Genomic DNA, 12,973 nt, shown 5'->3' on the forward strand with positions numbered 1-12,973 from the left:
GGTATTGATGTTCTCACCTTCCAGTCTCATTCTCTTTAATTCACATTAGACGTTAGTATCAATAGAAATAAAACGAATAACTTCGGGAACTGAGCCGTAAACATCTATAAATCGCTTTTTAAGTTTAAGTACGACTTCATAACCCGTTCCTCCTAGCCCGATAACAACGGTAGGACGAAAAACAACCGTGGGACGCACAACCGTGGGACTTAACATTCACTTTCCTGTGATATTATTCAAAAGTTTGTTTGCCCACTGCTTGTCTCAGAGGGTCTTTGGTGTTCAATCCAGTTAAATTGCAACTTAACGTTGCCAATCTGGATGATGTCCTCGTTGAAGAGTTCATCTGTATTTATATTTTTAGTATTGACAAAAATTACACCTTTCAAACACCGCAAATCTATATTCTTTTTGCCTAACCGCCAAACTGTGACTAACTCGGCATCAGAATTAGTAGCAGCGATAGCTGGTATCAAATCGCTCAGGTATACTCTACCCTTTTGTAGGTTAGTGAGACTAATCTCTTCGTCTTCCGATGATTGTGGCAGTGGTTCTAGCACTATTAACGCTCCTTCTAAGCGTTTACGGTTGCGGAAATCTTCGACTAATTCCAAGGGGGTTTTGCGTTGAATCAAACAAACTACTATCAGGGTAATTAACAACACCAACAGCAGTAAGAGCAACCAAATAACTATTTTTCGCCATAATGGCATCAAAATATACAGATGAGCTTCTGCACTGACAGGATTAGAAATTGAGTTATCTGGGGTTAGGACTAAGGTGAAAGTGCGATCGCCTGCAAAACTGCTATCCGTAACCTGCAACTGCACAAGAATTTTAGTTTCTCCTGGTTGTAAGGATATGGCTGCTGAAGGTTCTGCTATAGAAATGTCTTTGAAATTGCCTTGCAGTTGTAAGTTAGCTGCTCCAGATGTATTGGTGCGAACTACAAAAGTTTGGGTTTCAGTGATTTTACCTGCTTCTATTGAGCCAAAATCTATCTTTGTCGGTTGTATTTGTAGTTGTGACTTAATTGTTATGGGTAGGTCAATTTTAATTGGTGCGATCGCTTGATCTGTACTGATTAACACCAAGCGCAAGCTACTAACGCCCCCCTTTGCCTCCGGTGGTATCTGTAAACGCACAGGAATTACTTTTGCTTGATCCGCAACTAAGTCGATGGTGCGATCGGGTGAAATTAAGCGAATACCACTTTGCTGAGGGTCTTCTAGTTGCAAACTTACCTTAGCATTAACATTACTGATACCATTAATATTGAGTGATTCAGTAGTTGTTCCCGGTAATACTGACGGCAAATTTGTAGTAGGTAAATTTACATCAAGCTTGGGTGTAATCAGCACTGGTCTGATATTTTGAGCCAGTTGATTTAGCTGAACTCCTCCAGGATCTCGCAATACTTTCCCCTTGCCACAAAGCGCTGGATTGCTAGCAAAGTCATTCAGTTGCTTTTCGTGTTCTTTTAATCCTAAAGATACGAAAAATATGTAGGGCTTGCATTGTTGTTCACGTAAAAATTGGGTATTACCAGGAATAGAAACAGGATTGGGAATACCACGCACATCTTCTAATCCATCTGTCAGAAATACGATACTCACAGTACGACCAAGAGCGTCAGCACGTTTATTTAACAGAGCAGAATGTTGCAAAGCCTTTTGCACAGCCTTACCTGTATGAGTACGCACACCTTCGGCTTGAAGTGAGCTAATTATTTGCTTGAGTTTACCTCTGTCTGGGTTACTGTTAATAGTGATATCATTAGCATTTAGAGTGACATCTCGATCAAAGCTATAAATAGTCACTGTGTCGCCTAATCTGGCCGTATTAACAAATTCAGTAATAGAATTTTTGACTGGTTCAAAAATATTTTTTGTTCCACCTACACCACGCATAGAAGCAGAAGTATCTACGACTAAAATCCAGTCAATTCCCCCTTTTGGAGTAATCTGAGCAGATGCAGTATATAAGTTAGGAATTGATATTAGAGCCAAAACAATAATGCTTCGGATTGAACCAAATTTAAACCAATGCTTGAAGTATCTAAAGCTCATTGATGATTCCTCCAAGCATATAAATTCTATATTGGTCTTCCTTAAAGCGGTAACTTAAGAGTTGATATTTAATCCTATTGATGATTAGAAATATTTTATAGCATCCATAGAATTCTCTTGTTTGCAAACTCAGAATCCATAAACCGACAGTTAGAATTTGATACACTGATTCCATCTTATTAACTAAAAAAATGTATACTCAAGCTAGTATTAGTATTACAACAGCAACATAAAAATTAGATTAAATCTGCAAATGTAATATGTAATTTCAAAGTTTTATTTTACATTTAATCATTTATGCAAGGTATTAAAGACTATTCGGCTAATTAGATAATAATTAAATCCTGAAAAATTAATTGCTAAAAAATTGCAGTTTAATAATATTTCCAATAGAAACAATTAATATCAAACTTTCTTTGGCAAAAGCTATCCAACTAATTATTTTTCTCTGAATAAAATTAACAATAGTGTTTATTGGCATTTTATCAAGTTATATGTTAACCACTATTTTCAAAAATGTCACGTTTTTTCGTAGATATTCAAGTTACTAAAAGCTACCTGTTTAACTCTTGATAGACTCAGTAAATCTATACAAAATAGTTAAGATAATTGCCAATATAATTTTATATTTACGTTTAATTAGCCTTGACAGTGACAAAGACAAATTGTTAAAGCTTGTAGTTATAGCAGTTCTCGTACAAGTAAAGTAATTAACCACAGCACATTTGTACTACTCTTTCCTGGGGGAATGTGAAGCGCATCTGCGTTTAAATTTCAACACTCAATTCGCCGCGATTTTAGGCAAAGCTGCACTAAGAATCATGAATAGCTAACGGCAACAACAAGCGACTGACTACCCGATTATCTGGTAACTGATAGAAATTCAACTCTCCTCCTAGTTCTTGCATGAGGTTTTGGCAGATCGCCAGATGTAAAGCTGGTGGTTGGTCGAGGTAGGAAGGAGCAAGCACATCTTTGGGTGTATTATTATGTAGTTCCGTGAGTAACTGTGGTTCGATCGCACCGTTATATGTGATCGATAGTTCTAGCGATGTCTGATGTTCAGCCGCTCCAGTTGTAGAGGAAGAATATTTTATATCTAAGGGTTTTGACGCATCTAAACGGCGGCACCAAATATCAATTCTGCTACCGGTTTGAGAACGGTTACAGGCAGTAACCAATAATTCATGGATCACTAATTCAATTTTGACAATATCACCAGCGATCGCCATTGCAGATTGAGCGCTGGAGGGAGGAACGCCTCTAACTAATGAAGAATTCTTGGGTGCTTCTTGCTCGTCAATTGGTTGTCCCAAACCATGTACGCCAATCCACAGCTTTTGTTGTTTGAGTAAATTGTCGATCCGTTCGAGCGATCGCTTTAGTAAACTGGCTATGGGCATAGTTTCCCAACTAATATGTAGCTGCCAGTTCTCAAGTTTTAGCATTCCACTCATGGAGGTGGCTGTATGATCTAACTGCCGTAGCAATAGCTGGTAGCGCATCTGAGTCAATTCATTTGCAGGAATGCCCAAATCGTGTATTTGTTTCAGAGAATGGGCCGTTATTCTTTGAATTTCCTCTAGACGACGATGTTTGTACCAGTTGAGTTGTCGTAATTCTTCGGTTGTGGATTCTAAAAGTCGGGTAATTTGCTTTTCACGACGCCACCAAGCTAATTGAGAAATCAGAGTTGCTGTTGCACTGAGGTTTGGTTCTGACCAGCGACGCTCTTGATAGTCTACAAGCAACACGACACCAGTGGTTTCATAATCAGCAGTTGTACGTAATGCCATTACCATAATTTGACTTTTGTCTGGAACATTCAACCATTTCCGGGTTTCTGGAGGTAAATTATCCACCTTCAAAGTCAGATAATTTTCTGTAGCAAGTGCCCACTGAATTAAGGCTTCAGCTCGGATAGAAATAGATACATCAGAAAAAATCCCAAATTGGCTATTGTCAATCACTCCAGGAATAATTTCTGCGCGACTTTCACCAGGCGCCCAAGATAGCATTAGCGCTAGGGGACAGCCCAAAATAGAGGCTATTTGTTCGAGTGCTGTAGGTTCTAAATGCTTTTTTTCGACCTCAATGCTGTTCTGGGATTGTGTCAGGATGCGTAAGCATTGCTCAAAGGCCTGGGAAGTTTTTTGCTGCTGGGTAGTGCGGTTATGTAATTGCCACTGACGGATAATTACACCAATCTGTTGACTGACAGCCCACAGCAATTCTTTTTCTAGAGTTGTCCAAGAACGATGGCTTTCATGAGTAATCACCAAAAGTGCTGCTGGTATATGCTCGTGAGTACATTTACAAACAAGCAGCGATCGCACATTATTCTCTAATAACAAGGGTCGCCAGTTAAAAAAGCGTAAATCTTCATCTAAGTTCTCAATTTCCACCGCTTGAGTAGAACCTTGCAAAAGCTGCCCATCTAATTCTTTGAGAGTATGCAGGGTAAATGTCAACGGCCGGCGATTTTGGGGCTGACTTTGGTAAGTAAATTGATAATTCTTCTGCTCGGCGTCGTACTGCAACAGCAAAAAGCGGGTAGCACCTAATCGAGCTAAAACTCTTTTAGCACAATTGTGTAAAGTTACCTGAAGGTCATGTTCGCTATAGATACCTTGAGCAACTTGGCTAGTCAGTTGCGCATCCTCTTGAATCTGTTTAATTGTACCTTCCATGCTTTCGGTAGGTGTAATTAGAGAGATTAAACCAGCAACACCCTGGACAAAATTTTTGTCTGTGTCTGTCCAGATGCGAGGTTCATTGCTTTCCACCGCCAGAAAACCGACTAAGTTCTTTTGCCAGAAAATCGGAGCTGCCAGAAGCGATCGCACCTGCAAACGTTGCAACAATTTTGCTGTAAAATGGCTTTTTAAAGAACTGCGGGCATCACCAATGGAGACTATCTGGTTAACTGCCAAAGCATAATAAAAATCGCTCAAGTCCTGTACAGTCATTCCCGCTGCTTGCTGAGTGCTAGAATTGCGATCCATTTTGACTAGCTGATTGCTCATTCGACACCAAAAGTAGCGCCCTTCGCGCTCAAACCAGTAAACATTTGTCCGACTGGGGGAAACAAATTTATGAGTTGCTTGCACCGCTGTTTCAAGTCTTTGATTCAGGTTACTGAGGCTGCGTAAATTTTCTAGCAATTCTAATAATGGCTCGTCAGTTCGCCTGGTTTGCTTTTGGTGCTTATGCATTTCATTTTGATAAAGCACTGCCCCTAGTTCACCTAAAACCATCATCAAACGTGCTTTTGTTTCTCCTGTCAGTAGATAGCCCCAGCGTTCTGAACCCAGTAATACCAAGCCCAAGCAACGGTCTTTGTAGCGAATCGGTAAAATAATCGTTCCTTGGATGTGGAATTTTTCGGCAACTTTTCGCCATTCGGCGGCGCGGATTTCAGTTTGCAAATCAGCTACGCCTAAAGGATGCTGTTCAATTACTACTTGCTCTAATAAATCCCCAGGATTGAGAACAACTCTTTGGCGTAAAAAGCTCATGTCGCGATCGGGTGTGATGCCCCCTTTTCCGAATAATATGTGATTCAGGCGATCGTAAAGAGCAATCCAAATCAGTTTGTAGTCAAACTCTTCTTTGAGATAAGAAATAGTAGTTTCAATCAGAACGTCAACATCATCTTCTTCTCTGAGGCTCTGGAGGACGCGCCCCAAAGAGAGGATTTGCTGTTCGGCGGCTATAGGTTTTTGCGGCTGCCCCATCTGATTTATTGGTTAACATAACTTGTAATATATAAGATGCCCAGAAAAGTACTCTGAGTAATATTGCCACAGATGTTTGCAAAAAGTTGTAAGTATAGTAAAGTGCTGAGTGCTGTTAGCAATAGCAGGGCGTTTAGCCTGTGCTGAGTCAAAACCCAGTTTTGTCAAGGCTTTGAGCGCTCAACACTGTGTTAATTTATATGACTACAGCTATAAAGGTATAAGTTAAAGTTAAATTATGGAGCGCTAGGGAAATGGGCGAAACTATGTCTAATCCTCAAGAGGAGCAAAGACAAGTCTCAGAGGAAAAGCGAGAGTCTGCTGAAAATAGCAGGCTTTGGCAAGAGAACAAGCGAGAGTCTGCTGAAAAAAAAAGGCTCTCACAAGAAGAGCAGCGACAGTTAGCTGAAGAAATAAGAAATTCTGCCGAAGAAATGCGGCAGGTTGCTGAAGAAATGCGAAATTCTGCCGAAGAAATGCGGCATATTGCAGAACAAATGCGGATAGCCAAAGAAGAACTCCGACAAGCTAAAGAGGAAGCACGGCAATTTAAAGACGAACTTCGACAAGCTAAAGAAGAACTCCAACAAGCTAAAGAGGAAACGCGGCAGTCTACCAAATTCGCGTAGTATTAAAGATTGAAATGGATATTTATCAACTTGCTATTCGTCCGCTTTTGTTCAATGTAGTAAAAACCGATTCAGAGTGGTTACATCAGCAGACGATTCGCAGTTTTAGTTGGCTATCGCAAAGAAATATTAGCCCTCCTGCTAGTTGGGTAAACCAACGCCTAAAGCAGTCCTTATGTCTGTACGATTCCCGCCTAGAACAAAATTTGTTTGGGCTAAACTTTCCAAATCCTGTAGGATTAGCAGCTGGCTTTGACAAGGATGGAGTAGCTGCTGGCATTTGGTCTAACCTGGGTTTCGGCTTTGCAGAACTAGGAACTGTAACTTTTCACGCACAGCCCGGAAATCCCCGTCCCCGTTTGTTTCGCCTACCGTTGGATAAAGCTGCTCTCAATCGGATGGGCTTTAATAACAGCGGTGCATCAGCAATGGCGGCACGTTTGGCACAAGAAAAGCATGAGTTTACCCGATCGATACCTATAGGGATAAATTTAGGTAAATCTAAGGTAACTCCCCTAGAAGCAGCCGCAAAGGATTATCTCGATAGTTTTCGTTTACTCAAGGATTTGGGAGACTATTTTGTTGTTAATGTCTCTTCTCCCAATACACCAGGGTTACGATCGCTCCAAGATGCTTCTATGCTCAGTGCCATCTTAGATTTATTACAACAAGAAAATACTACACATAAACCAATTTTTGTCAAGATAGCCCCAGATTTAGATTGGGTTGCGATCGCTGACATCATAACTCTTGCTAAAACCTACCAACTAGCGGGAATTATCGCCACTAACACCACCATCCGCCGCGATGGACTCAAAACCCAGGCGATCGACCAAACAGGCAAATCACCCCAGGATGAAGCAGGCGGAATTAGCGGTGAACCATTGCGCGATCGCTCCACTGAGGTAATTCGTTTTATTTGGCAGCAAACTCAAGGACAAATCCCGATTATTGGTGTTGGTGGTATTTTTTCCCCAGAAGATGCTTGGGAAAAAATTACTGCTGGTGCTAGCTTGATTCAGGTTTATACAGGCTGGATTTACGAAGGGCCAATGATGGTACGCCGAATTCTAGCTGGTTTACTTTCCAAGCTAGAACAAAGCGGATTAAATTCCATCAACGAAGCTGTGGGTTTACAAACAAAAATTCCAAAATTCTAATTTTGAATTTTGAATTTTGAATTTTGAATTGTTATCCTTCCTCCACTGGGAAAAACTCTTTAGTTTTTTCCGAGAATGACCAGGCAATACCATCAGGGTCTCTGCTGCGACTCCATTCAGGAAACTCTGGATCGTTTCGCCGTTTATAAACCGTGCTGGAATAAACATTGAGCCGTTTCGCAAGTTCAGATTGGATCAGAGAGCCAAAAATTAACTGTTTTTCCAGCGATCGATTAACTTCCTCATCTGTTGGCTGTGGAAGTGATTCGGTTTCTGGTTCTTCCTCCTGCGAAGTTGGTGGTGGTGCTAATAGCGATCGCGCTGTTTTAGTAACTGGTTGAGCCGGAAGTTCTTTAACAGGCTCACTACTATCAAGAATATTGCCGAGAATGCTAGCAGTTATAAAGTAATAAGACTGCCCTGCATCTTCAGAGTTGACTATACTGGCACCAAATTCCGAGGCTTTACTATCCAAGTAGCGTTTTGCCGTCGTTCCAGGAAAATTGCCCCTGATTGCCAAGTCCATTGGCGTCAGTCTGCCTTGATTTTCACGAACCAATTGATGAAAAATTGGGTTAACTCGATAAGTCCACTGTTGCCATTGATATTCCTGCCAAAGCTTGAAGGCAATTACTAGCACAATTACCGCCAGTAAAATTCTCCAGGTAGTAACTAGGAAAATAATCAAAAACGAGATGGGCAAAAGTAGAACGAGAAAAGCCTTGCCGTTACCTTCTATGGGTTTCTCACTCATGCCGATTTTTGCCAAGTGAATTTTGGGAAATAATATTATTATATTGGCAAAAATTGAGACACTTTTTTGTATCGTTTGGCAAAGTGGCGGCAAAATTTTCGGCAAAAGCTCTATTCAGTAAGTGTTATAAGCTTTTAACTTTTTGCTCATCTAATATTGGTCTGCGATGCCTACGGTGGTCACTGAGCCTTGCCGAAGTGCGGTAAACTACGCGCAAAAGTTTTTACCAGAGAAAATAAGCGCCATACATCTGGGATAATCTGCTCCCGAAATTCTAACCAATGGCTTGCTTATACTTCTCAGACTTTTCTTTCCAAAGCACTTGACAACAGATAATACATATACTACATTAATAATACAAGTCAACTTTCATGAGGGAGTTAGCTTTCAGCAGTAGCGAATAGCTCAAATGGCAGAGCGCCCATCTTGCCCGCAAGGGACGACGTATCGAGGGTTATCGCATATAACTAAAACACCCCCGATCAAACTTCTGGAGGTGTAGGTAAAAATCCTACTTCGTTACAGCAAATTTAATGCTGAATTTTGAATTTTGAATTTTCATGTGGTGGGTAGCTCAGTGGATAGAGCGCCTAAATATCCTTATTCACACCTTGCCTGAAAAGGCCGACGAATTGAGGGTTATCGCCTGCCAAGCGGGAGGTCGCGGGTTCAAATCCCGCTCCACTACACCAAATCTAGTCCTGAATTTTGAATTTTGAATTTTGAATTTTGAATTTTCATGTGGCGGGTAGCTCAGAGGTAGAGCGCTAAACATCCTTGTTCACCCCTTGCCTGCAAAGGCCGACGAATTAGGGTTATCGATTAGGGTTCGAGAGGTCGCAGGTTCAAATCCTGCTCCGCCACCTTTCATTTTTGCCCGCAAGGGCCGGGAGATGAAACGATGAATTACAATTTTTTCACTAAAAAGAAGACAACTACACCCCAAAATCAACCTATCCCCGGACGAGAAGTAGAAATGGTTCAGGGACGTTCCGGCGGTTGGATGTTTGATGCTGGTATTTGGAAAATGCTGCGCCGTTGTTTATTGGTTGGCACAGCAAAAAGCACTTACTACGCTGGCAAACAGGAATTAACTGAGGATTTTGTGACAGTTGTAAGACTTGCTGTTGCCGAAAATCCCGGTCGTGTAGCAGAAGAAATTTTGTATGCTAGCGATGGACGCGCTATCAATAACAGTGCGCCTATCTTAGCTTTAGTGTTGCTATCAATGGGTGAAACACCAGAAGCAAAACAGGCGTTTGGTGAAATTTTCCCGCAAGTTGTCCGCACTGGTAGCCACTTCTACGAATGGTTGAACTACACCAAATCTCTGCGGGGATTTGGCAAAGTTGTACGGGAAGCTGGTAAAACTTGGCTATCGCGGGAAGATGTCAAGGGTTTAGCTTATCAACTGTTGAAATATCAACAGCGTCAAGGCTTCTCCCACCGGGATGCGTTGCGGTTGTTCCATGTCAAACCGCCTACAGAAAATCATCGTCAACTATTTGAGTGGGTAGTTAGAGGCTGGGAAGAATTGGCAGCAGATATCCCCTCAGAAGCGTTAGCGCAGATTTGGTGGTATGAGTGGCTGAAGCGGAATCCTACCCAAACTCATGAAGCTATTTCCCAAGGACGTTTAACCCACGAAATGGCTGCACCTGTGGGCAAAATGGACAAGCTTGCTTGGCAGCTACTATTTCAGGAAATGCCAATAGGTGCAATGCTGCGTAACTTGGGTTCTTTAACCGAACTAGGTGTGTTGCGAACTGACGAAACTGCCAACTTGCTGCGAGTGGAAGCAGTTCTTAACAACAAAGAACATCTGCGTAAAGGTCGCATCCATCCAATTGATGTTTTGAAAGCACTCAAAACATATCAATCTGGTGGAACATTAGGACGCAGTAAGAAAACTTGGAATCCAGTTCCTCGGATTGTAGACATCTTAGAAAAGGCGGTTGAACTGTCTTTTGATGTTGTGCAACCCACAGGTAAAGTTTTCATGCACGCCGTAGACGTTTCCGGTTCTATGGGTAGTATGGTTGCAGATATGGGACTGACTTGCTGTGAAATTGCCACCACAATGGCACTGGTGACAGCAAAAGCAGAGAAAAACTACATGATTCGCGGCTTTGCTACGGAATTCCGTGAATTAGGTATTACTGCCAAAGATAGTTTTAGTTCTGCGGTTCGCAAAGCTAGCAATCAAAACTTTGGTGGAACGGATGCATCGGTAGCTTATGACTGGATGATTAAGAATAAGTTTAAAGCAGATGTAGTCTGCTTTTGGACTGACTCGGAAAGCTGGGCTGGGTATAAGCATCCTAGTCAAGCGCTGAAGGAGTACCGCAAAAAGGTAAATCCTAACGTCAAGGCGGTGTATGTCACCTTGACACCTTACCAAATTACTTTGGTAGATCCTGAAGATTCGCTGTCTTGGGATTTGGCAGGGTTTGACCCAGGTACACCTCGGATCATCCAGATGCTTGCTAAGGGTGAATTGTAGATATTGCTGAAGGGTAAAGTTTTTCATCCTTTATCCTTCATACTTCATGGCGGGTTATCCTTGTTCGCAACTTGCCTTTTGGGGCCGAAGAATTAAGGTTATCGGTTACGTCTCCACCATTGTGGGGATTAGCGGGTTCAATCCCCGCACCCGCCTTTGTTTGATTTAATTTTTGAATGGTCGTTTTTCTATTTCAGCTATGGGTAAGAGTAGGGTGTCTTCGATGTGCGATCGCACTTTTGAGCCAAAGCATATAAATAACAACCTAATTTTCAGTTACCATCTCACTTCAGACTAAAATAGTTGTGGAAAAGCATCCTTAAAAATAAATCTATGAATGTGTTCTTAAATCCAGAGATAGAGCAATTCATCCAAACTCAGATTGAAAGTGGTAAGTATGCTTCGCCAGAGGAAGTAATTGTTGATGCTCTGAAGGTGTTTGCAGCAAAAGGTAACATTGAAGCACCAGTGCAGGTAAAAACACCTGAAGAATTGGGGTGGCCTCCTGGTTTTTTTGAACAGACGGCTGGTTGTCTGCAAGATGATCCTCTGGTGAGATATCCCCAAGGTGACTATGAAGTGCGGGAGCCATTAGAGTGATGTATTTATTAGATACCAATGCTTGCATTGTTTATTTAAATCGTCCAATATCTGGAGTGCGACGACGGTTAGAGTCTTTATCACCACAGGATATTGCTGTTTGTTCAATTGTTAAGGCTGAACTGTTTTATGGTGCGATAAGAAGCAAGAATCCTCAACGCACCTTAGCTTTACAGTTAGCTTTTCTCAATAATTTTGTATCTTTGAGTTTCGAGGATGTAGCCGCCACAATTTTTGGTCGAATTCGTGCTGAATTGGCAACTTTAGGTACGCCTATTGGGCCTTATGACTTGCAAATTGCATCGATTGCTCAGGCACATAATTTAATCTTAGTTACCCACAATAAGAGTGAATTCAATCGTGTGAATGGGTTACAGATTGAGGATTGGGAGGAAGAAGGTTGATAATTGAGTCGAATATCTGTTCCATTCCTCACCAATTTCTTAACTATGTTATTCTGCACTCAATATTGGTGTTGTACTTCTCAAAAAGTGCGATCGCTTTCCTCCGAGCGTAGGCGATCGCTATTTTTAGAAGCACAACGATCGCTCATCATCTATTCACCCACTCAATATTAATTAAACAATGTCCCCAAAAAACCGATAATTGGTTTCCAAAAGATACCAGTTAACACATAAGGAGCATATTCTAAAAGCGGTAAACTTGAATGCTTCGAGGGCTTCAGCGGTAAACACTCTAAGAGAAAAGGCACTATACAGGTGAGTCCATAGGCAGTTGCTAAGGCTATATTCCATTTCAGTTCATCTGCTGGTATGGGGCTACAATAAATACCCAGTATAATGAAAGAGATCATTAAAAACTGCTTACAAAAAAACCAGGATTGGGGCGATAGAAAATAAACTAACTGGAGAAAACTTTTGTTATCTATTTTTTGTCGCATTCCCATTAATACAGCCCAAGTCGCAGCCCCAACTACGCCATCATCTTTCAGTCCATAAGTTCTTTGAAAACGTTTAACACCTCTTTCAGTTTCCCTACTAAAATACCCGTCGGGTTCTTTTTTGAAAAATCCTTCTTCATTAAGGATAGTTTGCAGTTCCTTAATAGCATCCTGTAATTTTGGCGACATACTTTTTTGATTGCGATAAAGCTTTGAGTAGAAAAGGCAAGCCCAACTCAGTGGACCAACGATTCCATCCACCTGAAGATTATTGGCTTTCTGAAAATTTATTACAGCCTCTTCTGTTTCTATGTCAAATTTACCACTAATAGTTGAAAGAAAACCCTGAGCTTGCAATCGCTCTTGTAGTTCATCAATTGATTCCTGTGCAGAGTTGGGCGAAAAGTCTCGGTATAATATGGGACGTTTATTGAATACACAGACTTGTCTTTCTTCTGGGAAATAACGCCGAGATTGTTTTAGTCCAAATAAGATACTTAAGAACCTGAGTGTTGTATTTTTCATAGTTTTGTTGAGTAAACAATTTGGAGAAGTTTTAAAGATTAGAAGCAGGCATTATCTGGAGTAACTCCCTACCTACTAAAGACAAAAATCAATTT

General features: G+C 41.3%; 11 protein-coding genes and 2 tRNA genes. 8 read left to right on the top strand and 5 right to left on the bottom strand.

The features are described from left to right. Positions 1–45: 45 nt before the first annotated feature. The 3 genes from RM368_RS11030 to RM368_RS11040 form a co-directional block, all read right to left on the bottom strand. Complete coding sequence (locus RM368_RS11030) at positions 46–216, bottom strand: tubulin-like doman-containing protein (protein WP_322694113.1); 171 nt, start codon at positions 214–216, stop codon at positions 46–48. Positions 217–236: 20 nt separating this feature from the next. Then, entirely contained in the window at positions 237–2,069 is a 1,833-nt protein-coding gene (locus RM368_RS11035; RefSeq protein WP_322694114.1) for a vWA domain-containing protein, read from the bottom strand. 812 nt (positions 2,070–2,881) lie between these two features. Next, complete coding sequence (locus RM368_RS11040) at positions 2,882–5,806, bottom strand: GAF domain-containing protein (RefSeq protein WP_322694115.1); 2,925 nt, start codon at positions 5,804–5,806, stop codon at positions 2,882–2,884. A 266-nt stretch (positions 5,807–6,072) separates the two neighbouring features. Between RM368_RS11040 and RM368_RS11045 the strand changes: the two genes are divergently transcribed. Beyond that, entirely contained in the window at positions 6,073–6,435 is a 363-nt protein-coding gene (locus RM368_RS11045; protein ID WP_322694116.1) for a hypothetical protein, read from the top strand. A 14-nt stretch (positions 6,436–6,449) separates the two neighbouring features. After that, positions 6,450–7,595: a quinone-dependent dihydroorotate dehydrogenase gene (locus RM368_RS11050; RefSeq protein ID WP_322694117.1), complete on the top strand. Its 1,146-nt coding sequence runs from the start codon at positions 6,450–6,452 to the stop codon at positions 7,593–7,595. A gap of 31 nt (positions 7,596–7,626) precedes the next feature. Here RM368_RS11050 and RM368_RS11055 read toward each other — a convergent pair whose 3' ends face one another. Beyond that, positions 7,627–8,349, bottom strand: a complete 723-nt coding sequence (locus tag RM368_RS11055) for a hypothetical protein (RefSeq protein ID WP_322694118.1) — start codon at positions 8,347–8,349, stop codon at positions 7,627–7,629. A 562-nt stretch (positions 8,350–8,911) separates the two neighbouring features. Between RM368_RS11055 and RM368_RS11060 the strand changes: the two genes are divergently transcribed. The 6 genes from RM368_RS11060 to RM368_RS11085 all read left to right on the top strand — a co-directional run bounded on the left by RM368_RS11060 (position 8,912) and on the right by RM368_RS11085 (position 12,030). Then, a tRNA-OTHER gene (locus RM368_RS11060) sits at positions 8,912–9,041 on the top strand. 50 nt (positions 9,042–9,091) lie between these two features. Beyond that, positions 9,092–9,213: transfer RNA gene (locus RM368_RS11065), tRNA-OTHER, on the top strand. A gap of 37 nt (positions 9,214–9,250) precedes the next feature. After that, on the top strand, positions 9,251–10,852 hold the full coding sequence (locus RM368_RS11070; RefSeq protein WP_322694119.1) for a TROVE domain-containing protein: 1,602 nt from the start codon (positions 9,251–9,253) through the stop codon (positions 10,850–10,852). Positions 10,853–11,185: 333 nt separating this feature from the next. Then, entirely contained in the window at positions 11,186–11,452 is a 267-nt protein-coding gene (locus tag RM368_RS11075; protein WP_322638501.1) for a hypothetical protein, read from the top strand. After that, positions 11,449–11,856 carry a type II toxin-antitoxin system tRNA(fMet)-specific endonuclease VapC gene (vapC, locus tag RM368_RS11080; protein WP_322694120.1) on the top strand — a complete coding sequence of 136 codons (408 nt, stop codon included), beginning with the start codon at positions 11,449–11,451 and terminating at the stop codon, positions 11,854–11,856. The genes RM368_RS11075 and vapC overlap by 4 nt, the downstream gene beginning before the upstream one ends. 3 nt (positions 11,857–11,859) lie before the next feature. After that, positions 11,860–12,030, top strand: a complete 171-nt coding sequence (locus RM368_RS11085) for a hypothetical protein (protein ID WP_322694121.1) — start codon at positions 11,860–11,862, stop codon at positions 12,028–12,030. Here RM368_RS11085 and RM368_RS11090 read toward each other — a convergent pair. Beyond that, entirely contained in the window at positions 12,027–12,878 is an 852-nt protein-coding gene (locus RM368_RS11090; RefSeq protein ID WP_322694122.1) for a peptidoglycan-binding protein, read from the bottom strand. The two genes, RM368_RS11085 and RM368_RS11090, sit on opposite strands and share 4 nt — an antisense overlap. Positions 12,879–12,973 lie beyond the last annotated feature (95 nt).

This window comes from Nostoc sp. DedSLP03, from assembly GCF_034530815.1.
Taxonomy (GTDB): domain Bacteria; phylum Cyanobacteriota; class Cyanobacteriia; order Cyanobacteriales; family Nostocaceae; genus Nostoc.

Coding starts and splice junctions, on each gene's coding strand:
- RM368_RS11030 (WP_322694113.1), bottom strand. CDS start 216: ATGTTAAGTCCCACGGTTGTGCGTCCCACGGTTGTTTTTCGTCCTACC.
- RM368_RS11035 (WP_322694114.1), bottom strand. CDS start 2,069: ATGAGCTTTAGATACTTCAAGCATTGGTTTAAATTTGGTTCAATCCGA.
- RM368_RS11040 (WP_322694115.1), bottom strand. CDS start 5,806: ATGGGGCAGCCGCAAAAACCTATAGCCGCCGAACAGCAAATCCTCTCT.
- RM368_RS11045 (WP_322694116.1), top strand. CDS start 6,073: ATGTCTAATCCTCAAGAGGAGCAAAGACAAGTCTCAGAGGAAAAGCGA.
- RM368_RS11050 (WP_322694117.1), top strand. CDS start 6,450: ATGGATATTTATCAACTTGCTATTCGTCCGCTTTTGTTCAATGTAGTA.
- RM368_RS11055 (WP_322694118.1), bottom strand. CDS start 8,349: ATGAGTGAGAAACCCATAGAAGGTAACGGCAAGGCTTTTCTCGTTCTA.
- RM368_RS11070 (WP_322694119.1), top strand. CDS start 9,251: ATGAATTACAATTTTTTCACTAAAAAGAAGACAACTACACCCCAAAAT.
- RM368_RS11075 (WP_322638501.1), top strand. CDS start 11,186: ATGAATGTGTTCTTAAATCCAGAGATAGAGCAATTCATCCAAACTCAG.
- RM368_RS11090 (WP_322694122.1), bottom strand. CDS start 12,878: ATGAAAAATACAACACTCAGGTTCTTAAGTATCTTATTTGGACTAAAA.